This is a genomic window from Burkholderia sp. SJZ089, assembly GCF_007828315.1.
GTDB classification, from domain to species: domain Bacteria; phylum Pseudomonadota; class Gammaproteobacteria; order Burkholderiales; family Burkholderiaceae; genus Burkholderia; species Burkholderia gladioli.
This window is the reverse complement of record NZ_VIUM01000014.1, coordinates 119,292-141,151: the sequence shown is the minus strand read 5'-3', so window position 1 is coordinate 141,151 and position 21,860 is coordinate 119,292. Positions and strand designations below refer to the sequence as shown.

Annotated in this window: 20 protein-coding genes; 17 read left to right on the top strand and 3 right to left on the bottom strand. The window is 66.2% G+C overall.

The window, feature by feature from the left end:
* Positions 1 to 6: 6 nt before the first annotated feature.
* The 9 genes from rseP (at position 7) to FB600_RS24910 (ending at position 9,493) form a co-directional block, all read left to right on the top strand.
* Positions 7 to 1,389, top strand: coding sequence for an RIP metalloprotease RseP (rseP, locus tag FB600_RS24950; RefSeq protein WP_096748638.1), 1,383 nt, complete (start codon positions 7 to 9; stop codon positions 1,387 to 1,389).
* A gap of 67 nt (positions 1,390 to 1,456) precedes the next feature.
* On the top strand, positions 1,457 to 3,763 hold the full coding sequence (gene bamA, locus FB600_RS24945; RefSeq protein ID WP_096748639.1) for an outer membrane protein assembly factor BamA: 2,307 nt from the start codon (positions 1,457 to 1,459) through the stop codon (positions 3,761 to 3,763).
* A gap of 67 nt (positions 3,764 to 3,830) precedes the next feature.
* On the top strand, positions 3,831 to 4,334 hold the full coding sequence (locus FB600_RS24940; RefSeq protein ID WP_029949180.1) for an OmpH family outer membrane protein: 504 nt from the start codon (positions 3,831 to 3,833) through the stop codon (positions 4,332 to 4,334).
* A gap of 10 nt (positions 4,335 to 4,344) precedes the next feature.
* Positions 4,345 to 5,430, top strand: a complete 1,086-nt coding sequence (gene lpxD, locus FB600_RS24935) for a UDP-3-O-(3-hydroxymyristoyl)glucosamine N-acyltransferase (RefSeq protein ID WP_145757518.1) — start codon at positions 4,345 to 4,347, stop codon at positions 5,428 to 5,430.
* A gap of 132 nt (positions 5,431 to 5,562) precedes the next feature.
* Positions 5,563 to 6,030: a 3-hydroxyacyl-ACP dehydratase FabZ gene (gene fabZ / locus FB600_RS24930; RefSeq protein ID WP_013698504.1), complete on the top strand. Its 468-nt coding sequence runs from the start codon at positions 5,563 to 5,565 to the stop codon at positions 6,028 to 6,030.
* Between the two features lie 53 nt (positions 6,031 to 6,083).
* Entirely contained in the window at positions 6,084 to 6,890 is an 807-nt protein-coding gene (gene lpxA, locus FB600_RS24925) for an acyl-ACP--UDP-N-acetylglucosamine O-acyltransferase (protein ID WP_036039774.1), read from the top strand.
* Between the two features lie 4 nt (positions 6,891 to 6,894).
* The gene (gene lpxB / locus FB600_RS24920; RefSeq protein WP_096748640.1) at positions 6,895 to 8,064 is read left to right on the top strand and encodes a lipid-A-disaccharide synthase; all 1,170 of its coding nucleotides are present in this window, start codon (positions 6,895 to 6,897) and stop codon (positions 8,062 to 8,064) included.
* Positions 8,061 to 8,714, top strand: a complete 654-nt coding sequence (rnhB, locus tag FB600_RS24915; RefSeq protein ID WP_186020922.1) for a ribonuclease HII — start codon at positions 8,061 to 8,063, stop codon at positions 8,712 to 8,714. The genes lpxB and rnhB overlap by 4 nt, the downstream gene beginning before the upstream one ends.
* A complete protein-coding gene (locus FB600_RS24910) occupies positions 8,711 to 9,493 on the top strand; it encodes a TrmH family RNA methyltransferase (protein WP_096748641.1) in 783 nt (260 codons plus the stop codon). Before rnhB ends, FB600_RS24910 begins: the two co-directional genes overlap by 4 nt.
* An 80-nt stretch (positions 9,494 to 9,573) precedes the next feature.
* Here the strand turns inward: FB600_RS24910 and FB600_RS24905 are convergent, their stop codons facing one another.
* Positions 9,574 to 10,389: a pyruvate, water dikinase regulatory protein gene (locus FB600_RS24905; RefSeq protein ID WP_013698499.1), complete on the bottom strand. Its 816-nt coding sequence runs from the start codon at positions 10,387 to 10,389 to the stop codon at positions 9,574 to 9,576.
* 426 nt (positions 10,390 to 10,815) lie between these two features.
* Between FB600_RS24905 and ppsA the strand changes: the two genes are divergently transcribed.
* From ppsA to FB600_RS24890, 3 genes are all read left to right on the top strand, one after another.
* Positions 10,816 to 13,218, top strand: a complete 2,403-nt coding sequence (gene ppsA, locus FB600_RS24900) for a phosphoenolpyruvate synthase (protein WP_096748642.1) — start codon at positions 10,816 to 10,818, stop codon at positions 13,216 to 13,218.
* A 111-nt stretch (positions 13,219 to 13,329) separates the two neighbouring features.
* Entirely contained in the window at positions 13,330 to 13,764 is a 435-nt protein-coding gene (locus tag FB600_RS24895) for an NfeD family protein (RefSeq protein ID WP_096748643.1), read from the top strand.
* Between the two features lie 49 nt (positions 13,765 to 13,813).
* Positions 13,814 to 14,749: an SPFH domain-containing protein gene (locus FB600_RS24890; RefSeq protein ID WP_096748644.1), complete on the top strand. Its 936-nt coding sequence runs from the start codon at positions 13,814 to 13,816 to the stop codon at positions 14,747 to 14,749.
* Positions 14,750 to 14,875: 126 nt separating this feature from the next.
* On the opposite strand, the gene smpB is transcribed toward FB600_RS24890, so the two are convergent.
* Positions 14,876 to 15,328 carry an SsrA-binding protein SmpB gene (gene smpB / locus FB600_RS24885; protein ID WP_013698495.1) on the bottom strand — a complete coding sequence of 151 codons (453 nt, stop codon included), beginning with the start codon at positions 15,326 to 15,328 and terminating at the stop codon, positions 14,876 to 14,878.
* Positions 15,329 to 15,422: 94 nt separating this feature from the next.
* On the opposite strand from smpB, the gene FB600_RS24880 reads away from it, so the two are divergent.
* Entirely contained in the window at positions 15,423 to 15,860 is a 438-nt protein-coding gene (locus tag FB600_RS24880; RefSeq protein ID WP_013698494.1) for a type II toxin-antitoxin system RatA family toxin, read from the top strand.
* A 2-nt stretch (positions 15,861 to 15,862) separates the two neighbouring features.
* Positions 15,863 to 16,186: an RnfH family protein gene (locus FB600_RS24875; RefSeq protein ID WP_025096643.1), complete on the top strand. Its 324-nt coding sequence runs from the start codon at positions 15,863 to 15,865 to the stop codon at positions 16,184 to 16,186.
* 172 nt (positions 16,187 to 16,358) lie between these two features.
* Here the strand turns inward: FB600_RS24875 and FB600_RS24870 are convergent, their stop codons facing one another.
* Positions 16,359 to 17,354 (bottom strand): DMT family transporter, encoded by a 996-nt coding sequence (locus FB600_RS24870; RefSeq protein ID WP_096750562.1) that lies wholly within the window; start codon positions 17,352 to 17,354, stop codon positions 16,359 to 16,361.
* A gap of 387 nt (positions 17,355 to 17,741) precedes the next feature.
* Here FB600_RS24870 and guaB point away from each other — a divergent pair, with 387 nt between their 5' ends.
* The 3 genes from guaB (at position 17,742) to guaA (ending at position 21,627) form a co-directional block, all read left to right on the top strand.
* Positions 17,742 to 19,202: an IMP dehydrogenase gene (guaB, locus tag FB600_RS24865; RefSeq protein WP_013698491.1), complete on the top strand. Its 1,461-nt coding sequence runs from the start codon at positions 17,742 to 17,744 to the stop codon at positions 19,200 to 19,202.
* Between the two features lie 6 nt (positions 19,203 to 19,208).
* Positions 19,209 to 19,871 (top strand): hypothetical protein, encoded by a 663-nt coding sequence (locus FB600_RS24860; protein ID WP_096748646.1) that lies wholly within the window; start codon positions 19,209 to 19,211, stop codon positions 19,869 to 19,871.
* Positions 19,872 to 20,007: 136 nt separating this feature from the next.
* Complete coding sequence (gene guaA, locus FB600_RS24855; protein WP_017919223.1) at positions 20,008 to 21,627, top strand: glutamine-hydrolyzing GMP synthase; 1,620 nt, start codon at positions 20,008 to 20,010, stop codon at positions 21,625 to 21,627.
* Positions 21,628 to 21,860: the final 233 nt, after the last annotated feature.

Below are 21,860 nucleotides of genomic sequence, written 5' to 3'. Positions count from 1 at the left end.
GGGCGCATGAACGTGCTGATCGAGCTGGTAGCGTTTGCAGTGGCGATCGGCGTGCTGGTCGTCGTCCACGAATACGGGCATTACAGCATCGCGCGCCTGTGCGGCGTGAAGGTGCTGCGTTTCTCGATCGGCTTCGGCACGGTGCTGATGCGGCACACCAGTCGTCGCACCGGCACCGAATGGACGCTGTCGGCGCTGCCGCTGGGCGGCTACGTGAAGATGCTCGACGAGCGCGATCCGGGCCCCGGGGGCATCGCGCCGGCCGACCTGCCCCAGGCCTTCAACCGCCAGTCGGTGTGGAAGCGCATCGCGATCGTCGCGGCCGGGCCGATCGCCAACTTCCTGCTCGCGATCCTGCTGTTCTCCACGGTGTTCGCCACCGGCGTGACCGAGCCGGCGGCGGTGGTCGCGGCGCCGGCCGCCGACACGGTGGCCGCGCGCGCCGGCTTCGACGGCGGCGAAACCATCGTCTCGATCCGCGACGCGCAGGGCGGCGCGGCCGAGCCGGTGCGCTCCTGGTCGGACCTGCGCTGGAAGCTGCTCGGCGCGACCATCGACCATCGCCAGGTGATCCTGGGCGGCCGCACCGGCGGGGCGACCTACGATTTCCGCGTCGACCTGAGCGGCTTCGACCAACGCTCGGCCGACGACGACTACATGTCGAAGCTCGGCTTCGAGCCCGGCGGCGGGGCGCTGTCGATCTCGGCGGTCACGCCGGGCAGCGCGGCCGAGCAGGCCGGGCTGCAGCCGGGCGACCGCATCGTTGCGCTCGACGGCAAGCCGGTGATCGGCTCGGGCCGCTTCATCGACACCATCAAGTCGCATGCGGGCCGTCCGCTCGCGCTGCGGATCTCGCGCGGCGGCGTCGAGCGCACGCTGAGCATCGTGCCGCATGCCGAGCGCGATGCCACGCCCGGCGCGAACGGCGCGCAGGTCGGCCGGATCGGCGCGGCGCTGGCGATGCACACGCCCACCGTGGACGTGCGCTACGGCCTGCTCGAGAGCGCCGAGCTGGGCGTGCGCCGTACCTGGGGCATTTCGGTGTACTCGCTGAAGATGTTCGGGCGGATGCTGACCGGGGAGGCGTCGCTGAAGAACCTGTCGGGGCCGGTGACGATCGCCGACTACGCAGGCAAGAGCGCGCGGCTCGGATTATCAGCCTTCCTGTCCTTTCTGGCGCTGGTCAGCATCAGTCTCGGTGTGCTGAACTTGCTGCCGATTCCGGTTTTGGATGGGGGGCATCTGTTATATTATCTGGTTGAAGCCGCGACCGGGAAGGCCGTTTCGGAGCGCTGGCAACTGATTCTGCAAAGAGCGGGGTTGATCTGCATCGTCGCGCTGTCGGCGATCGCGCTGTTCAACGATCTGTCTCGTTTAATCCATTCTTGAAGCGTCGGGCGATGGCTGCGAGGGCCGTCGCCGGATCTGATGCAAGCTTAAATACTGGGGATGCACGTTGTTCAAACCTCATCGCTTCGTACCCAAGACTGTAGCCGCCGCGGCGCTCGCCGTGCACGGACTCGCAGCCCACGCGACGTCGCCGTTCGTCGTGCAGGATATCAAGATCGAGGGCTTGCAGCGTGTCGAAGCCGGTTCCGTGTTCGCCTACCTGCCGATCAAGCAGGGCGACACCTTCACGGACGACAAGGCATCCGAAGCAATCCGCGCGCTCTACGCGACGGGCTTCTTCAATGACGTGAAGATCGCCACCGAAGGCAACGTGGTGATCGTGCAGGTGCAGGAGCGTCCGGCGATCTCGTCGATCGACTTCACCGGCATCAAGGAATTCGACAAGGACAACCTGACCAAGGCGCTGCGCGCGGTCGGCCTGTCGCAAGGCCGCTACTACGACAAGTCGCTGGTCGACAAGGCCGAGCAGGAACTGAAGCGCCAGTACCTCACGCGCGGCTACTACGCCGCCGAGGTCACCACTACCGTCACGCCGGTCGACGCCAATCGCGTCTCGATCCTGTTCTCGGTGGCCGAAGGCCCGAGCGCCAAGATCCGCCAGATCAACTTCATCGGCAACAAGACCTTCAGCACCAGCACGCTGCGCAACGAGATGCAGCTGTCGACGCCGAACTGGTTCTCCTGGTACACCAAGAACGACCTGTACTCGAAGGAAAAGCTCACCGGCGACCTGGAAAACGTCCGTTCGTACTATCTGAATCGCGGCTACCTCGAATTCAACATCGATTCGACCCAGGTCTCGATCTCTCCCGACAAGAAGGACATGTACCTGACGCTCACCCTGCACGAAGGTGAGCCGTACACGATCTCGAGCATCCAGCTGTCGGGCAACCTGCTGGATCGCCAGGCCGAGCTGCAGAAGCTGGTCAAGATCAAGGCCGGCGAGCGGTTCTCGGCCGAGAAGCTGCAGGCCACCACCAAGGCGATCGTCGACAAGCTCGGCGAATACGGCTACGCCTTCGCGACCGTCAACGCCCAGCCGAACATCGACCAGGCCTCGCACAAGGTGGCCTTGACGCTGGTGGTCGATCCGAGCCGCCGCGTCTACGTGCGCCGCATCAACGTGGTCGGCAATACCCGCACGCGCGACGAGGTGGTGCGCCGTGAAATGCGCCAACTCGAGAGCTCGTGGTTCGATTCGAGCCGCCTCGCGCTGTCCAAGGATCGCGTCAACCGCCTGGGCTACTTCACCGACGTGGACGTCACCACGGTGCCGGTGGAAGGCACCAGCGACCAGGTCGACGTGAACGTGAAGGTCACCGAGAAGCCGACCGGCGCGATCACGCTGGGCGCGGGTTTCTCCTCGACCGACAAGGTGGTGCTGTCGGCCGGTATCTCGCAGGACAACGTGTTCGGTTCCGGCACCAGCCTGTCGGTGAACGTCAACACGGCGCGCAGCTACCGCACGCTGACGGTCACGCAGGTCGACCCGTATTTCACGGTGGACGGCATCAAGCGGATCACCGACGTGTTCTACCGCACCTACCAGCCGCTGTACTACTCGACCAATTCGAGCTTCCGGATCATCACGGCCGGCGGTGACATGAAGTTCGGCATTCCGTTCTCGGAAGTCGACACGGTGTTCTTCGGCGTGGGCTTCGAGCAGAACCGCCTCGATGTCGACGCGGATACGCCGCAGAGCTACCAGGATTACGTGCAGCAGTTCGGCCGCGTGTCGAACTCGGTGCCGCTGACCATCGGCTGGTCGCGCGACGCGCGTGACAGCGCGCTGATCCCGAGCCGCGGCTACTTCACCCAGGCCAATGCCGAATACGGCGCGCCGGTGGACAAGATCCAGTACTACAAGATGGACGTGCAGGCGCAGTACTACTACTCGTTCGCGCGCGGCTTCATCCTGGGCCTGAACTTCCAGGGCGGCTACGGCAACGGTATCGGCAATGCCTACCCGATCTTCAAGAACTACTACGCGGGCGGTATCGGCTCGGTGCGTGGCTATGAACCGAGCTCGCTCGGCCCGCGCGACTCGAAGACCAACGATCCGATCGGCGGTTCGAAGATGGTGGTCGGCAACATCGAGCTGACCTTCCCGCTGCCGGGCACCGGCTACGACCGTACGCTGCGCGTGTTCACATTCTTCGACGGCGGTAACGTCTGGGGCAACGCGCCGGGCGGCACCAGCACCGGCGCGAACGGCCTGCGCTACGGCTACGGCGTGGGTCTGGCCTGGATCTCGCCGATCGGCCCGCTCAAGCTGAGCCTCGGTTTCCCGCTGCAGAAGCACGAAGGCGACCAGTACCAGAAATTCCAGTTCCAGATCGGGACCGCGTTCTGATCGGAACCGCAACACCAAACGCATCGAGAGGGTAATTTTGCTAACCGGTAAGTTTTCGAAACGAGTGATGTGCGCGTTGGCGCTGTCCGCCGCGCTCGGCGCGACGGCCGCCCAGGCACAGGACGTCGCTCGGATCGCGGCGGTCAATTCCGACCGGATCCTCCGCGAGTCCGCGCCGGCCAAGGCCGCGCAGACCAAACTCGAAGCCGAGTTCGCGAAGCGCGACAAGGACCTGCAGGACATGGCCGCGCGCCTCAAGTCGATGTCGGATTCGCTCGACAAGAACGGCCAGTCGCTGTCGGCCGCCGATCGTGCGCAAAAGCAGCGCGACCTGGCCCAGCTCGACACCGACTTCCAGCGCAAGCAGCGCGAGTTCCGCGAGGACCTCAACCAGCGCCGCAACGAGGAGCTCGCCGCGGTGCTGGACAAGGCCAACAAGGTGATCAAGCAGATCGCCGAGCAGCAGAACTACGACCTGATCGTGCAGGAAGCGGTGTATGTCAGCCCGCGCATCGATATCACCGACAAGGTGCTGAAGGCGCTGGCCTCGCCCACCGGTTCGCTGAACTGAGGGAGCGCGCATGGCATTGACGCTAGACGAACTCGCCAAACGATTCGGCGGGGATATCGCCGGGGATCCGCAGTGCCAGGTTGGCGGCCTCGCGCCGCTGGACCAGGCCGGCCCGAATCAGCTCGCCTTCCTCGCCAATCCCAAGTACCTGTCCCAGGTCGAGACCACCCGCGCCGGCGCCGTGCTGATCGCGCCGCGCGACCTGGAGAAGCTCGGCGCGGCCGCCGAGGGCCGCAACTTCATCCTCACCCCGAATCCCTACGCCTATTTCGCGCGCGTCGCGCAGATGTTCATCGACCTGGCCGCGCCCAGGCGGCCTTCGGGCGTGCATCCTAGCGCGACCGTCGATCCTTCGGCGCAGGTCGCGGCCAGCGCCGTGATCGGCCCGAACGTGACGGTCGAGGCCGGCGCGGTGATCGGCGAGGGCGTGCGCCTGGACGCCAACGTGTTCGTGGGCGCCGGCACGAAGATCGGCGAAGGCTCCCGCCTGTACCCGAACGTGGTCGTCTATCACGGCTGCGATATCGGCGTGCGCGCGATCGTGCATTCGGGCGCCGTGATCGGCTCCGACGGCTTCGGCTTCGCCCCCGACTTCGTCGGCGAGGGCGAGGCGCGTACCGGCACCTGGGTCAAGATTCCGCAGGTCGGCGGCGTGAAGATCGGCCCCGACGTCGAGATCGGCGCGAACACCACGATCGATCGCGGCGCGATGGCCGATACGGTCATCGAGGAGTGCGTGAAGATCGACAACCTGGTGCAGATCGCCCACAACTGCCGGATCGGCGCCTATACCGTGATCGCCGGTTGCGCCGGCATCGCGGGCAGCACCAACATCGGCCGCCATTGCATGATCGGCGGCGCGGTCGGCGTCGCCGGCCACGTCACGCTCGGCGACTACGTGATCGTCACGGCGCAGTCGGGCGTGTCGAAGTCGCTGCCGAAGGCCGGCATGTACACGAGCGCGTTCCCGGCCGTCGAGCACGGCGACTGGAACCGCAGCGCGGCGCTCGTGCGCAATCTCGACAAGCTGCGCGACCGCATCCGTTCGCTCGAGACCGCGCTGGCCGCGCGCAACGACGGACCCGCGCAGGACTGAAGGTCGAATCGGGCGCGACGGGCGGCTGAGGCCAGCAGCCCGCGCGCGAGTCAGAGAGGGCCGCGCCGCCTGGGGCGGCCCCTATCAGCATTTGCAGTCACCACCGCGCAGCATTGCGTGAGACGAACCATCATGAGCATCGAACAAATCAATTTCGACATCCACAAGATCCTCACGCTGCTGCCGCATCGTTATCCGATTCTGCTCGTCGACCGCGTGCTCGAACTCACCCCGCACGAAAGCATCAAAGCCCTGAAGAACGTGACCATCAACGAGCCGTTCTTCCAGGGGCATTTCCCGCAGCGCCCGGTGATGCCGGGCGTGCTGATCATCGAGGCGCTGGCGCAGGCCGCGGCGCTCTTGACCTTCAGCGAGGAACAGCCGAAGGATCCGGGCAAGTCGCTGTACTACTTCGTCGGCATCGACGGCGCGCGCTTCAAGCGCGTGGTCGAGCCGGGCGACCAGTTGATCCTGAACGTGAAGTTCGAGCGCTACATCCGCGGCATCTGGAAGTTCAAGGCGACCGCCGAGGTCGACGGCAAGGTGGCCGCCGAGGCCGAACTGATGTGCACGGTGAAGTCGGCTGACGCCGCGCCCTGAGCGCCGCGCGCCATCACCACCGAGGCAGGACTGACCAAGAGAGGCAACCGCGCATGAGCAGGATCCATTCCACGGCCGTGATCGAGCCGGGCGCGCAGATCGACGAGAGCGTCGAGATCGGCCCGTACGCGATCGTCGGCCCGCACGTCACGATCGGCGCGCGCACCACCATCGGTTCGCACAGCGTGATCGAGGGACACACCACGATCGGCGAGGACAATCGCATCGGCCATTACGCGTCGGTCGGCGGCCGTCCGCAGGACATGAAGTACAAGGACGAGCCCACCCGGCTCGTGATCGGCGATCGCAACACGATCCGCGAATTCACCACGATCCACACCGGCACCGTGCAGGACGCCGGCGTGACCACGCTTGGCGACGACAACTGGATCATGGCCTATGTCCACATCGGCCACGACTGCCGGGTCGGCAATCACGTGATCCTGTCGAGCAACGCGCAGATGGCGGGGCACGTCGAGATCGGCGACTGGGCCATCGTCGGCGGCATGTCGGGCGTGCACCAGTTCGTGCGGATCGGCGCGCACTCGATGCTGGGTGGCGCCTCGGCGCTGGTCCAGGACGTGCCGCCGTTCGTGATCTCGGCCGGCAACAAGGCCGTGCCGCATGGCATCAACGTCGAGGGCCTGCGTCGCCGCGGCTTCTCGGCCGAGGCGATCAGCGTGCTGCGCAGCGCCTACCGCGTGGTCTACAAGAGCGGCAAGACGCTCGACGAGGCCAAGGCGGAGCTGCGCGAGATGGTCGAGGCGGGCGCGCAAGACGGGAAGGGCGGTGATGGCGTGGCCGAGCTCCAGCAGTTCCTCGCCTTCATCGACGCCTCGCAACGCGGCATCATCCGCTGACGCGATGGCGCTGACCTCGACTCCGCTGCGGCTCGCGCTGGTTGCCGGCGAGCCGTCGGGCGATCTGCTCGGCGCCTCGCTGCTGGGCGGGCTGAATGCGCGCCTGCCCGGTTCGGCGCATTACTACGGCATCGGCGGGCCGCGCATGATCGCCGCCGGCTTCGACTCGCACTGGCCGATGGACCGGCTGACCGTGCGCGGCTATGTCGAGGCGCTCAAGGAAATCCCCGGCATCCTGCGCATCCGCGGCGAGCTGAAACGGCAATTGCTGGCCGAGCGGCCCGACGTGTTCGTCGGCATCGACGCGCCCGACTTCAATTTCGGCGTCGAGCACGCGCTGCGCGAAGCCGGCATCCCGACCGTGCATTTCGTCTGCCCCTCGATCTGGGCCTGGCGCGGCGGCCGGATCAAGAAGATCGTCAAGTCGGTCGACCACATGCTGTGCCTGTTCCCGTTCGAACCGGCCCTGCTCGAGAAATCGGGCCTGGCCTCGACCTACGTGGGACATCCGCTGGCCGACGACATCCCGCTCGAACCCGATACGCGCGGCGCGCGCATCGCCCTCGGCCTGCCCGAGAACGGACCCGTGATCGCGGTGCTGCCGGGTAGCCGGCGTTCCGAGATCGGGCTGATCGGGCCGACCTTCTTCGCGGCGATGGCGCTGATGCACAAGCGCGAGCCCGGCGTGCGCTTCGTGATGCCGGCTGCCACGCCGGCGTTGCGCGAGCTGCTGCAGCCGCTGGTGGATGCCCATCCGCAGTTGCCGCTGACGCTGACCGAAGGCCGCTCGCAGGTGGCCATGACGGCCGCCGACGCGATTCTCGTCAAGAGCGGCACCGTCACGCTGGAAGCCGCGCTGCTGAAGAAGCCGATGGTGATCTCGTACAAGGTGCCCTGGCTGACCGGGCAGGTGATGCGCCGCCAGGGTTATCTGCCCTATGTCGGCCTGCCGAACATCCTGGCCGGACGTTTCGTGGTGCCCGAGCTGCTGCAGCATTTCGCGACGCCCGAGGCGCTGGCCGACGCGACGCTCACGCAGCTGCGCGACGAAGCGAACCGCCGCACGCTGACCGAGATCTTCACCGAGATGCACCTGTCGCTGCGGCAGAACACGGCGGCGCGCGCCGCCGAGGCCATCGAGCGCGTGGTGGCGAGCCGGAAGCCGCGCGCATGAAGGCCGTCCGCACGCCGCGCGGCGCGGCGGCAACCGTGATCGCGATCGACCAGCCGGGCTTCGACTTCGACGCGCCGGGCGAGATCGTCTGCGGCGTCGACGAAGCCGGGCGCGGGCCGCTGGCCGGCCCGGTGGTGGCGGCCGCGGTGATCCTCGATCCGGCACGGCCGATCCTCGGTCTCGACGATTCCAAGGCGCTCAGCGCGAAGAAGCGCGAGCTTCTCTATCACGAGATCGTCGCGCATTCGCGCGCCTGGTGCGTCGCCTCGGCCAGCGTCGAGGAAATCGACACGCTCAACATCCTCCACGCGACCATGCTGGCGATGCGCCGTGCCGTGGAAGGCCTGTCGCTGCTGCCGACGCTGGCCAAGATCGACGGCAACCGCTGCCCGACGCTCGGCATCCGCAGCGAGGCGATCATCGGTGGCGATGCGCTGGTGCCGAGCATCTCGGCCGCCTCGATCATCGCCAAGGTCACGCGCGACCGCCTGCTGGTGGACCTGCACGCGAACTTCCCGCATTACGGCTTCGACGTCCACGCCGGCTACGGCACGCCCAAGCACCTGGCCGCGCTGCGCGAGCACGGCCCCTGCGAGCATCATCGGCGCTCCTTCGCGCCGGTGCGCGAAGCGCTCCGAATCGAACGATGAAACTGATTACCTCGCGCGACAACCCGCTCTACAAACGCCTCAAGGCGCTGGCGGGCTCGACGCAGCAGCAACGCCGCGGCGCCCAGGCGCTGCTCGAAGGTCTCCATCTCGCCTCGGCCTATCTCGATGCGCGCGGCCAGCCCGAACTCTGCGTGGTCACCGACGGCGCGCTCTCGCATGACGAGACGCAGGCGATCGTGGCGCGCGTCGAGCCGCAGCGCGTGGTGTCCCTGCCCGATGCGCTGTTCGGCCAGTTGTCGAGCGTGGTCAACGGCATCGGCATGCTGCTGCTGGTCGAGCGGCCGGCCGCCGAGCTGCCGCCGCGCGTCGCGCGCACGGCCGTGGTGCTCGACGGCGTGCAGGATGCCGGCAATGTCGGCTCGATCCTGCGCAGCGCGGCCGCGGCCGGCGTGAGCCAGGTGTTCTGCATGCGCGGCACCGCCTATGCCTGGTCCTCGAAGGTGCTGCGCTCGGGCATGGGCGCGCATTTCCTGCTCGATATCCATGAAGACGTCGAGGCCGAGGCGCTGATCCCGCGCCTGGACGTGCCGGTCGCGCTGACCGATTCGCACGGCGCGCAGGCGATCGACGACTGCGACCTGAAGGGGCCGGTGGCCTGGGTATTCGGCAACGAAGGGGCGGGCGTGTCGGCTGCCTGGCGCGAGGCGGCGCGCTTGCGCGTGACGATCCCGCAGCCCGGCGGCATGGAGTCGCTGAACGTGGCGGCCGCGGCGGCGGTCTGCCTGTTCGAGCAGTGCCGGCAGCAACGCAAGCGTTGATGCGCTGAACGGGAAGGCCGGAAGGGAATCACCAAGACGGCGGCGCGATGCGAATCGCGTCGCCGCTTTCTTATGCGCGCTCAGTAGGAGAGCCGATCGAGCTTGATTTCCTGCAGGATGGTGGTGGCGATTTCCTCGATCGACTTGTGCGTCGACGACAGCCAACTGATCCCTTCGCGGCGCATCATCGCCTCGGCCTCGTTGATCTCGTAGCGGCAGTTCTCGGGCGAGGCGTACTTGCTGCCCGGGCGCCGCTCGTTGCGGATCTCGGACAACCGCTGCGGGTCGATCGACAGCCCGAACAGCTTTTCGCGATGCTTGGAGAGCTCGCCCGGCAGCTTGCCGCGCTCGAAATCCTCGGGGATCAGCGGATAGTTCGCCGCCTTCACGCCGTACTGCATCGCCAGGTAGAGGCTGGTCGGCGTCTTGCCGCTGCGCGACACGCCCACCAGGATCACGTCGGCCTCGGCCAGGTTGCGGTCGGACTGGCCGTCGTCGTGCGCGAGCGAGAAGTTGATGGCCTCGATCCGTGTCTTGTATTCCTCGGTATCGGCGTTCTGGTGGCCGCGGCCCATCGCATGGGTCGACTTCAGTTGCAGTTCCTGCTCGAGCGGCTCGACGAAGCGCTGGAACATGTCGAGCACCAGCGCGTTCGAGCGCTTGACGATTTCATTGGACTCGCTGTCGACCAGGGTGGTGAACACGATCGGCCGGCGGCCCTCGAGCTGCGCCGCGTCGTTGATCTTCTGCACCGTCAGGTAGGCCTTGTCAGGCGAGTCGACGAAGGGCACGCGCACGTGCCGGAATTTCTGGTCGAACTGGGACAGGATCGAATGCGCGAAGGTTTCGGCGGTGATCCCGGTGCCGTCGGAGACGATGAAAACGGTAGGAAGCATGAAGAATCGGGGCAGACGTGCGTGGCGCGGTGGCGGCCTCGAGCGGGCCGGAAGCGGCCATTCTAGCAGGGCGTCCGCGCCGCGCCTGCGCCCCGGCGCGGCCTCGCCGGCCGGCTTCGAGGCGGTGATCGACGCTGGTTCGTCACAGTGGCGGGCCGGCAGGGTAGAATAGCGGCCAACCTGTTGGATAAGCCGTTGCGAAAAGACGTCATGTTCCCGTCTTTTTTACCGAGACTGGCTTGAGTTCCCGGCAAATAGGGCGATTTGTCTGCTATTTCGTCTTTCTGCCGGGATTTTTACAAGCTGCGCCGGTGATGGCGACTGCTTATCCAACAGGTCGTGCGATGCGCGCCACCGCTTCTTACAGGCGGCCGCGCCCGAGCCCAATCGCCCGATCGTGAATTTTTTTCACACTTAGGGGCTTGTATGACTAACGCAGCAAACGTCGCAAAGGACCAGGCGTATGTAATCCCGTTCGAGCAGTTGCGGATGACCGATGTCGAGATCGTCGGGGGCAAGAATGCTTCCCTTGGCGAGATGATCAGCCAGCTTTCCGAGGCTGGCGTTCGCGTACCCACGGGTTTCGCGACCACGGCGCTGGCTTTCCGCGACTTCCTCGCCCACAACGATCTCACCGAACGCATCGCGAAACGCCTCGAGTCGCTCGATATCGACGACGTGAAGGCGCTCGCCGTCGCGGGCGCGGAGATCCGCAAGTGGATCGTCGACGCGCCGCTGCAGCCGCGTCTCGAAGCCGAAATCCGTGAACAGTTCGTGGTGCTCTGCCAGAGCTCGCCCGAGGAACTGTCGTTCGCGGTCCGCTCCTCGGCCACCGCGGAAGACCTTCCCGACGCTTCGTTCGCCGGCCAGCAGGAGTCCTACCTCAACGTGGTGGGCATCGAGGACGTGCTCGACCGCATGAAGCACGTGTTCGCCTCGCTCTACAACGATCGCGCCATTTCCTATCGCGTCCACAAGGGCTTCACGCACGCCGAGGTCGCGCTGTCGGCCGGCGTGCAGCGCATGGTCCGCTCCGACGTGGGCGCGGCCGGCGTGATGTTCACGATCGACACCGAATCGGGCTTCAAGGACGCGGTGTTCGTCACCTCGAGCTACGGCCTGGGCGAGACCGTGGTGCAGGGCGCCGTGAATCCGGACGAGTTCTACGTCTTCAAGACCACGCTCGCGCAGGACAAGTACCCGATCATCCGCCGCTCGATCGGCTCCAAGCTGATCAAGATGGAGTTCACGCAGCCGGGCGAGCCGGGCCGCGTCAAGACGGTCGACGTGCCGGGCGAGCAGCGCAACCGTTACTCGATCACCGACGAGGATGTGATCGAGCTGGCGCGTTACGCCGTGATCATCGAGAAGCACTACCAGCGCCCGATGGACATCGAGTGGGGCAAGGACGGCCGCGACGGCAAGATCTTCATCCTGCAGGCGCGCCCGGAAACCGTGAAGAGCCAGGCCAGCGGCAAGGCCGAGCAGCGCTTCAAGCTCAAGGGGCAGTCGCAGGTGCTGGCCACCGGCCGCGCGATCGGCCAGAAGATCGGCGCCGGCCCGGTGCGCGTGATCCAGGATCCGTCCGAGATGGAACGTGTGCAGCCCGGCGACGTGCTGGTGGCCGACATGACCGACCCGAACTGGGAACCGGTGATGAAGCGCGCCTCGGCGATCGTCACGAATCGCGGCGGACGGACCTGCCACGCGGCGATCATCGCGCGCGAGCTGGGCGTGCCGGCCGTGGTCGGCTGCGGCGACGCCACCGAGATTCTCAAGGACGGTGCGCTGGTCACGGTGTCCTGCGCCGAGGGCGACGAAGGCAAGATCTACGACGGCCTGCTCGAAACCGAGGTGACCGAGGTTCAGCGCGGCGAACTGCCGTCGATCCCGGTCAAGATCATGATGAACGTGGGCAACCCGCAGCTCGCCTTCGACTTCTCGCAGTTGCCGAACGCCGGTGTCGGCCTGGCGCGCCTGGAGTTCATCATCAACAACAACATCGGCGTGCACCCGAAGGCGATCCTCGAGTACCCGAACATCGATTCGGACCTCAAGAAGGCGGTCGAGAGCGTCGCGCGCGGCCATGCCTCGCCGCGTGCGTTCTACGTCGACAAGCTGACCGAGGGTATCGCCACGATCGGCGCGGCCTTCTATCCGAAGCCCGTGATCGTGCGCCTGTCCGACTTCAAGTCGAACGAGTACAAGAAGCTGATCGGCGGTTCGCGCTACGAGCCGGACGAGGAAAACCCGATGCTGGGCTTCCGCGGCGCCTCGCGCTACATCGCCGACGACTTCGCCCAGGCCTTCGAGATGGAATGCCTCGCGCTCAAGCGCGTGCGCGACGAGATGGGCCTGACCAACGTCGAGATCATGGTGCCCTTCGTGCGTACCGTGAAGCAGGCGGAGCGCGTGGTCGGCCTGCTGGCCAAGTACGGCCTGAAGCGCGGCGAGAACGGCCTGCGCCTGATCATGATGTGCGAGGTGCCCTCGAACGCGATCCTGGCCGAGCAGTTCCTGGAGCACTTCGACGGCTTCTCGATCGGCTCGAACGACCTGACCCAGCTCACGCTGGGCCTGGACCGCGACTCGGGCATGGAGCTGCTGGCGGTGGACTTCGACGAGCGCGACCCGGCCGTCAAGTTCATGCTCAAGCGCGCGATCGACACCTGCCGCAAGCTCGACAAGTACGTCGGCATCTGCGGCCAGGGCCCGTCCGATCACCCGGACTTCGCGCAATGGCTGACCGAGGAAGGCATCCTGTCGATCTCGCTGAACCCCGACACGGTGATCGACACCTGGCAGGCGCTGGCCAACACGCAGAAGTAAGCCGTCGTTGAGATCGGTGGCGCGACATCGTCGCCGCTCACCGATTCGGGCACGTCTCTGTGCTATAAACACCCCGGTAGCTACCGGGGTGTTTTCGTTTGGGAGATCGCGATGCTGTCAGGCCAACTGATCTGGTGGATCGGCGTGGGAGTGCTGGTGGTCGCCGAGCTGATGACGGGCACGTTCTACCTGCTGATGGTGGCGATCGGCTTCGTCGCCGGCGGCCTGGTGCATCTGGCGGGCGGCGCGCCGCATGCGCAGCTCGCCGCGGCCGCGGTGGTCGCGGTAGCCCTGCTGGTGGTGCTGCGGCGCTCGCGCCTGGGCAGCCGGCAAAAGCGCGACGCCTCGGCCAATCCCGATATCAATCTCGACATCGGCGCGACGCTGACGGTCGAGCATTGGCAGGACGGCCGGGCCCGCGTGTCGTATCGCGGGGCCGACTGGGATGTCGAACTCGCCGCCGGCGAGCGCGACGATGCGCAGCTTTACGAGGTGCGCGCATTACGGGGAAATTGTCTGGTCGTGGTCGCGAAGTCCCGGGGCTGAGAGCCGGGTGCGATACTTCGATCTGCCAACAAAACAAGGAGGCTGGTTCATGGATGCGCTGATTTTCTGGGCGGTATTGCTCGTCATCGTGTTCGTCGTGCTGTCGAAGACGGTCAAGATCGTGCCGCAACAACATGCCTGGGTGCTGGAGCGCTTCGGCCGCTACCACGCCACGCTGTCGCCGGGCCTCAACATCGTGCTGCCCTTCGTCGACCGTATCGCCTACCGGCACGTGCTGAAGGAAATCCCGCTCGACGTGCCGAGCCAGATCTGCATCACGCGCGACAACACGCAGCTGCAGGTGGACGGCGTGCTGTACTTCCAGGTGACCGATCCGATGAAGGCGTCCTACGGATCCAGCAACTTCATCCTGGCGATCACGCAGCTCTCGCAGACCATGCTGCGTTCGGTGATCGGCAAGCTCGAACTCGACAAGACCTTCGAGGAGCGCGACTTCATCAACCACAGCATCGTCTCGGCGCTCGACGAGGCGGCCTCGAACTGGGGCGTCAAGGTGCTGCGCTACGAGATCAAGGACTTGACGCCGCCCAAGGAGATTCTCCACGCGATGCAGGCCCAGATCACGGCCGAGCGCGAGAAGCGCGCCCTGATCGCCGCCTCGGAAGGGCGCAAGCAGGAGCAGATCAATATCGCGGTGGGCGCGCGCGAATCGGCGATCCAGAAGTCGGAAGGTGAGCGCCAGGCCGCCATCAACCAGGCGCAGGGCGAGGCCGCCGCGATCCTGGCGGTGGCCGAGGCCAATGCGCAGGCGATCCAGAAGATCGCGCAGGCGATCCAGTCGCAGGGCGGCATGGATGCCGTGAACCTGAAGGTGGCCGAGCAGTACGTGAGCGCTTTCGGCAATCTCGCCAAGCAGGGCAATACGCTGATCGTGCCGTCGAACCTGTCCGACCTGAGCACGGCGATTGCTTCGGCGCTCAGCATCGTCAAGCGCGGCGGCGCGACGCCGGCTCCCAAGGTTTAAGCCGCGGCGCCTGCCGGCGGTAATTCGGGCGGCCTCGGCCGCCCGATTCGTCTGATCCAAGAAAATGGCCCGCATGCGCGGGCCATTTGTCGTTGCGGGGCTGATGGAGCGGGTGGCGCGGGGCGTTCAGCTGCGGGCGCCGTCGCGCATGATGCGCGCCTTCTCGCGTTCCCAGTCGCGCTTTTTCTCGGTTTCGCGCTTGTCGTGCAGCTTCTTGCCCTTGGCCAGGCCGATCTCGCATTTGACGCGGCCGCCCTTGTAGTGGAAGTTCAGCGGCACCAGCGTGTAGCCGCGCTGCTCGACCTTGCCGATCAGCTTCTTGATCTCCTCACGGTGCAGCAGTAATTTGCGCGTGCGTACCGGATCGGGCTTGATGTGGGTCGAAGCCTCGGGCAGCGGGCTGATGTGGGTGCCGATCAGGAAGATCTCGGCGTTCTTGACGATCACATAGCCTTCCTTGATCTGGCCGCGGCCGGCGCGCAGGGCCTTGACCTCCCATCCCTCCAGCACGAGCCCGGCTTCGTAGCGTTCCTCGATGTGGTAATCGAAGAATGCCTTTCTGTTGTCTATGATGCTCATGAAAGGAATTGGCCAACTCGTTTAAAATCGCGATTTTAGCAAAGCGGGGCGCAGTTGGCCCGGCTCGGCCCCCACTCTTGATGCCGCGAGATTTATGGCAGATGTCCACAAAACCGTATTGATCCGCCATTCGGCGGAACAGATGTTCGACCTCGTGACCGACGTGGCCGACTACCCGAACTTCCTGCCCTGGTGCGGCGGCATCGAGATCCGGCGTCAGGACGAGACCGGCATGGAGGCGCGGATCGACATCAACTTCAAGGGCATCCGGCAGCACTTCGCGACCCGCAACACCCAGGAGCGGCCGCACCGGATCGACATGGAGTTCGCCGACGGCCCGTTCAAGAAGTTCACGGGCTACTGGCGCTTCACGCCGCTGCGCGCCGATGCCTGCAAGATCGAGTTCGCGCTGCACTACGAATTCACCAGCGTGATCCTCGAAAAGATCATCGGCCCGGTGTTCAGCCATATCGCCAACACCTTCGTCGATTCGTTCGTGAAGCGCGCGGACCAGCGCTACGGCAAGGGCTGATCATGCTGCGTGTCCAGGTGTGTTACGCGCTTTCGTCCTGCCAGACGCTGCTCGACGTGGAATTGCCGGACAGCGCCACGGTGCGCGACGCGATCGAGGCGAGCGGGATCGTCGGGCTGCATCCCGACATCGACATCTCGGTGGCCAAGACGGGCGTGTTCGGCAAGCTCGCGCCGCTCGACGCGCCGCTGCACGAGGGCGATCGCGTCGAGATCTACCGGCCGCTGATCGTCGACCCGAAGGCGGCGCGCCAGCGCCGCGTCGACAAGACCCGCCGCGAAGGCTCGGTCGAGGGCCGCAAGTGGCTGCCCAAGGATTCGCGCTGAGCTGAGCTGAGCGACGCGCGCGCCTTGGGCACGACGCACGGTGGCCGCGCGGCGTTTGGCGACTGCGCGGCGCGATCCCGTCCGGCGGGAGCCGGTTCGCGCATGGGCGCGGCACCGTCCTTCCGCCGCCATCATCCTGTCCCGATTTCTTGACCTGGCTGCCGCCGGCGTTTTAATGCGCCGGCCGGCGTGCTACGTCCGGCTGCTGCTCCAGATCCGGGCTGCCCGGACCGGCCGGCGGCGGCGCGGTATCGCCATGCTGGCGCACCGCGCCATAAACGCCGGCCAGCAGCAGCGCCAGCGCGGCGATTTCCAGCCCGCGCGGCAGGCGCGCCTCGAACACGAAGCCATACAGCATCGCGAAGACCGTCTCGAACACGATCAACTGGCCCGTCAGCGTGAGCGGCAAGCGCTTGGAGGCCGCATTCCACAGACCATTGCCGAGCCAGGACGCGCCGATCGCCAGGCCGAGATTGAGCAGCCAGAACAGCGGCCAGCCGCCCGCGGCGGGCATCGAGACGCTGCCGGCCGGCAGCACGGCCAGCACCAGCCAGGCCAGCGCGCCGACCAGCCCCGTCACGATCCCCCACAGCGCCGACCATTCGTTGCCGTCGAAATGATGATGGCGCCGCAGGTAGCGCGCGTTCGCCACCGCGTACCAGGTCCAGCTCGCCAGCGCGCCGGTGGCGCAGGCGATGCCGGCCAGCTTGTCGAAGGCGGAGGTGGCCTGGGCCGCGCTCGAGGTGAACAGGTCGATATTGATCGCGGCGATGCCGGCGGCGACCAGGGCGAGCGGCAGCGCGAGCCGGCGCAGCGGCACCGCGTCGGCGTCGCGCAGGCCGGCGAAGGTGACCGTGACGGGCAGCACGCCGACGATCAGCGAGGTGGGGGCGATGCCGATCAGGTGCACGGCGCTGGACAGCAGCATGTAGTAGCCGAGGTTGCCGACGATCGCGAGCTGCACCAGGGCGACCAGGTCGGCGCGCGTGAGCCGGGCCAGCAGCGAGCGCGCCGTTGGCAGCGCCACCAGCGCCGAAACCAGCCCGTACATGGTGTAGCGCCCGGCGCTGAGCACCAGCGGCGAGATATCGGCCAGCAGCCTGGGCACCAGGAACACCATGCCCCACAGGGCGCCGGCCAGAACGCCGTACAGGACTCCGCGCTGCATCATCACTTCCTTCCTTGTCTTGCCGAATCGGCTGAAATCAGAACGAGGCGCATCGTAGCTGCCGGGCAGGGCCTCTGTCTTGTCGAATCCTGCATACCGGGGCGGGCCGGGCGGCAGAAACTCTATGCAGATACATCAATACCCTTAGGCGACGACGGGTTTTTCGGGCCTCGTTTCGGCCCTTTGCGGCCGACTGTTTCGGTGCCGAACCTGCGGAATGTCCTGGATTTTCGTATCCGAACATCGCGGCCCGGCGGCGAAATCCGGACGAACGCGCGGCGAAGCCGAAAGCGAACGCACGGCCGGAAAGGCGCTAAGCCGTTGTTCGTGTTGTGAAAATTCGCCGCGTATCGCGTATAATTCGGCTTTGCGCCCATAGGATCTGCCATGCGTCTTATCCAAAAAGCACTCACGTTCGATGACGTGCTCCTCGTCCCGGCGTTCTCCGACGTCCTGCCGCGCGACACCAGCCTCAAGACCCAACTCACCCGCAACATCGCTCTGAACATGCCGCTCGTGTCCGCCGCCATGGACACGGTGACGGAAGGCCGTCTCGCCATCGCGATGGCGCAGCAGGGCGGCGTCGGCATCGTCCACAAGAACCTCACGCCCGCCGAACAGGCGCGCGAAGTCGCCAAGGTCAAGCGTTTCGAGTCCGGCGTGGTGCGCGACCCGATCACCGTGCCGCCGTCGATGAAGGTTCGCGACGTGATCGCGCTGTCGCGCCAGCATGGCATTTCCGGTTTCCCGGTGGTGGAAGGCGCGCAACTGGTGGGCATCGTCACCAACCGCGACCTGCGCTTCGAAAGCCGTCTCGACGAGCCGGTCAAGTCGATCATGACGCCGCGCGAGCGCCTGGTCACCGTCAAGGAAGGCACGCCGCTGGCCGAGGCCAAGGCGCTGATGCACAGCCACCGCCTGGAGCGCGTGCTGGTCGTCAACGATACCTTCGAGTTGCGCGGCCTGATGACGGTGAAGGACATCACCAAGCAGACCGAGCACCCGGATGCCTGCAAGGACGAGCACGGCAAGCTGCGCGTGGGCGCGGCCGTCGGCGTCGGCGCCGACAATGAAGAGCGCGTCGAACTGCTGGTGCAGGCCGGCGTCGACGTGATCGTGGTCGACACGGCGCACGGCCACAGCAAGGGCGTGCTCGAGCGCGTGCGCTGGGTCAAGCAGAACTTCCCGCGGGTCGAGGTGATCGGCGGCAATATCGCCACCGCCGCTGCCGCCAAGGCGCTGGTCGAGTACGGCGCGGACGCGGTCAAGGTCGGCATTGGCCCGGGTTCGATCTGCACCACGCGGATCGTGGCCGGCGTGGGCGTGCCGCAGATCAGCGCGATCGCCAATGTCTCCGAAGCGCTGCGCGGCTCGGGCGTGCCCTGCATCGCCGACGGCGGCGTGCGCTTCTCGGGCGACGTGTCGAAGGCCCTGGCCGCCGGCGCGAATGCCGTGATGATGGGCAGCATGCTGGCCGGCACCGAGGAAGCGCCGGGCGACGTGTTCCTGTACCAGGGCCGCCAGTACAAGTCGTATCGCGGCATGGGCTCGGTCGGCGCGATGAAGGACGGCGCCGCCGATCGCTACTTCCAGGACAACTCCGCGAACATCGACAAGCTGGTGCCGGAAGGCATCGAAGGCCGTGTCGCCTACAAGGGTTCGGTCAACGCGATCCTGTTCCAGCTGGTGGGCGGTGTGCGCGCCAGCATGGGCTATTGCGGTTGCCGCACCATCGCCGAGCTGCACGACAAGGCCGAGTTCGTCCAGATCACGGCGGCCGGCATGCGCGAATCGCACGTCCATGACGTGCAGATCACCAAGGAAGCCCCCAACTACCACGTGGACTGATCGCCGATGAAGCCATTGCTGCGCGTCGTACTCGTCATCGATGCCCTGCTGCTGCTCGCAGGTGGCCTGCTGTTCGTGCTGACGCCCTGGAAGGGGCTGTACGACGCGCTGCAACTGGTGCCGGTCGATCCGGCGATGGTCGGCCAGGCCTTCGGCATCGCGCTGCTCGGGCTGGCCTGGCTGTCCTTCCACGCGTCCGTCAACGGCGGCATGACCTCCGGCGTCGCGCGCGCCGTCGGCCATGTGAACTGGCTGATCGGCGTGCTGATGGTGGTCTGGCTGATCGGCCTGCATCGGCCCGAGCTGACCGCCTTCGGGCAGCTCGTGTCGGTGGTCACCGCGGTGGTGCTGTTCGTGATCGGGCTGGGCGGCGTGAGGCTGTCCTCGGCGGTGCGTCGGCGCGAGCGGGTGCAAGTGGTCGAGGCCAAGGCTTCGGCGGCGCAGCCCGCGCCGGTGGTGGTGCCGCCGCAGCCGCATCCGGCGCCGCTCGAACCCGCCGCCACGCGCGTGGAGCCGGGCATCGGTACCAAGCCGGTGGTTCAGTCCGGCAGCATCGACGCGGCGCCTTCGTATGCGCCGCCGGCCGCGCCTGGCGCCGCCACGGATTCCCGCCTGCACGGCTCGTCCGGCAGCTCGACGGGCCGCGGCGATCCGCCGGTTCACGGTTGATCTCGCTGCGCCGCCCGGCGGCGTTCGCCGGGCCATTCGGGCCATTCGGGCATATTGCCCGGCCCGTTCCTGATTCAGATGCAGCGCCTCGCGCGCTGTTTTTCTTACCTGTTTGTTTTTCATCCCGTCCGCAGCCATGCACGACAAAATCCTGATTCTCGACTTCGGTTCGCAAGTCACCCAACTGATCGCGCGGCGCGTTCGCGAAGCCCACGTCTACTGCGAAATCCATCCGAACGACGTCACCGACGAATTCGTCCGCTCGTTCGCGCCGAAGGCCGTGATCCTGTCCGGCAGCCATGCCAGCACCTACGAGGATCAGCAACTGCGCGCGCCGCAGGCGGTCTGGGATCTCGGCGTGCCGGTGCTTGGCATCTGCTACGGGATGCAGACCATGGCAGTCCAGCTCGGCGGCAAGGTCGAGTGGAGCGACCACCGCGAATTCGGTTACGCGGAAGTGCGCGCGCACGGCCATACGCGCCTGCTGAACGGCATCGAGGACTTCGCCACGGCCGAAGGCCACGGCATGCTGAAGGTCTGGATGAGCCATGGCGACAAGGTCGGCGAGCTGCCGCCGGGCTTCAAGCTGATGGCCTCGACGCCGAGCTGCCCGATCGCGGCCATGGCCGACGAGGAGCGCGGTTATTACGCCGTGCAGTTCCACCCGGAAGTCACGCACACCGTGAAGGGCCGCCAGATTCTCGAGCGCTTCGTGCTCGAGATCGCCGGCGCGCAGCCCGACTGGGTGATGCGCGATCACATCGAGGAAGCCGTCGCGCTGATCCGCGAGCAGGTGGGCGACGAGGAAGTGATCCTCGGCCTGTCGGGCGGCGTCGATTCGAGCGTGGCCGCCGCGCTGATCCATCGTGCGATCGGCGACCAGCTGACCTGCGTGTTCGTCGACCACGGCCTGCTGCGCCTGAACGAAGGGCAGATGGTGCTCGACATGTTCCAGGGGCGCCTGCATGCGAAGGTGGTGCACGTCGATGCCTCGGAGCAGTTCCTCGGTCACCTGGCCGGCGTGACCGATCCGGAAGCGAAGCGCAAGATCATCGGCCGCGAGTTCGTCGAGGTGTTCCAGGCCGAGGCGAAGAAGCTGTCGAACGCGAAGTGGCTGGCGCAGGGCACGATCTATCCGGACGTGATCGAATCGGGCGGCGCGAAGACCAAGAAGGCGACCACCATCAAGAGCCACCACAACGTGGGCGGCCTGCCGGAGACGCTGGGGCTGAAGCTGCTGGAACCGTTGCGCGACCTGTTCAAGGACGAGGTGCGCGAGTTGGGCGTGGCGCTGGGGCTGCCGCCGGAGATGGTCTATCGCCATCCGTTCCCGGGCCCGGGCCTGGGCGTGCGGATCCTGGGCGAGGTGAAGCGCGAGTACGCGGAGCTGCTGCGTCGCGCCGATGCGATCTTCATCGAGGAACTGCGTTCGACGATCGCCAACGAGCAGGACGTGGCGGCGGGGATCTGCGAGGCTTCGCAGGTGGGCAAGTCCTGGTACGACCTCACGAGCCAGGCGTTCGCGGTGTTCCTGCCGGTGAAGTCGGTGGGCGTGATGGGCGACGGGCGTACCTACGATTACGTGGCCGCGCTGCGCGCGGTGCAGACCACCGACTTCATGACGGCGCATTGGGCGCATCTGCCTTATGCGTTGCTGGGGCGGGCTTCGAATCGAATCATCAATGAAGTGCGCGGGATCAATCGCGTGGTGTATGACGTGTCGGGGAAGCCGCCGGCGACAATCGAGTGGGAGTGAGCCGTGAGTTGAGACGTTGATCGTCTCATGCCTAAAAAGCAGTAGAAGGTATATAAGCCCGCGTAAATGCGGGCTTTTTCTTTTTTATATGGCGAGTCGGAGCATCTGTTGCCGCTGCAAATTTGGACGACGCAAGGTTTTCGACTCCTGAATGTATAAAATGATGGCAAGATAACTCCCCGTTGGAAAATAACGGCATTTGATAATCGTCGAGAGAACGAATTTGGATGTTG

What these genes read in the sequence shown, in the direction of transcription:
- rnhB (WP_186020922.1), top strand. Translation starts at nt 8,061, where the DNA reads ATGAAGGCCGTCCGCACGCCGCGCGGCGCGGCGGCAACCGTGATCGCG.
- lpxD (WP_145757518.1), top strand. Translation starts at nt 4,345, where the DNA reads ATGGCATTGACGCTAGACGAACTCGCCAAACGATTCGGCGGGGATATC.
- FB600_RS24870 (WP_096750562.1), bottom strand. Translation starts at nt 17,354, where the DNA reads ATGCAGCGCGGAGTCCTGTACGGCGTTCTGGCCGGCGCCCTGTGGGGC.
- fabZ (WP_013698504.1), top strand. Translation starts at nt 5,563, where the DNA reads ATGAGCATCGAACAAATCAATTTCGACATCCACAAGATCCTCACGCTG.
- FB600_RS24940 (WP_029949180.1), top strand. Translation starts at nt 3,831, where the DNA reads ATGTGCGCGTTGGCGCTGTCCGCCGCGCTCGGCGCGACGGCCGCCCAG.
- smpB (WP_013698495.1), bottom strand. Translation starts at nt 15,328, where the DNA reads ATGAGCATCATAGACAACAGAAAGGCATTCTTCGATTACCACATCGAG.
- ppsA (WP_096748642.1), top strand. Translation starts at nt 10,816, where the DNA reads ATGACTAACGCAGCAAACGTCGCAAAGGACCAGGCGTATGTAATCCCG.
- FB600_RS24890 (WP_096748644.1), top strand. Translation starts at nt 13,814, where the DNA reads ATGGATGCGCTGATTTTCTGGGCGGTATTGCTCGTCATCGTGTTCGTC.
- FB600_RS24910 (WP_096748641.1), top strand. Translation starts at nt 8,711, where the DNA reads ATGAAACTGATTACCTCGCGCGACAACCCGCTCTACAAACGCCTCAAG.
- rseP (WP_096748638.1), top strand. Translation starts at nt 7, where the DNA reads ATGAACGTGCTGATCGAGCTGGTAGCGTTTGCAGTGGCGATCGGCGTG.
- FB600_RS24895 (WP_096748643.1), top strand. Translation starts at nt 13,330, where the DNA reads ATGCTGTCAGGCCAACTGATCTGGTGGATCGGCGTGGGAGTGCTGGTG.
- FB600_RS24875 (WP_025096643.1), top strand. Translation starts at nt 15,863, where the DNA reads ATGCTGCGTGTCCAGGTGTGTTACGCGCTTTCGTCCTGCCAGACGCTG.
- FB600_RS24905 (WP_013698499.1), bottom strand. Translation starts at nt 10,389, where the DNA reads ATGCTTCCTACCGTTTTCATCGTCTCCGACGGCACCGGGATCACCGCC.
- lpxB (WP_096748640.1), top strand. Translation starts at nt 6,895, where the DNA reads ATGGCGCTGACCTCGACTCCGCTGCGGCTCGCGCTGGTTGCCGGCGAG.
- guaB (WP_013698491.1), top strand. Translation starts at nt 17,742, where the DNA reads ATGCGTCTTATCCAAAAAGCACTCACGTTCGATGACGTGCTCCTCGTC.
- FB600_RS24880 (WP_013698494.1), top strand. Translation starts at nt 15,423, where the DNA reads ATGGCAGATGTCCACAAAACCGTATTGATCCGCCATTCGGCGGAACAG.
- FB600_RS24860 (WP_096748646.1), top strand. Translation starts at nt 19,209, where the DNA reads ATGAAGCCATTGCTGCGCGTCGTACTCGTCATCGATGCCCTGCTGCTG.
- guaA (WP_017919223.1), top strand. Translation starts at nt 20,008, where the DNA reads ATGCACGACAAAATCCTGATTCTCGACTTCGGTTCGCAAGTCACCCAA.
- lpxA (WP_036039774.1), top strand. Translation starts at nt 6,084, where the DNA reads ATGAGCAGGATCCATTCCACGGCCGTGATCGAGCCGGGCGCGCAGATC.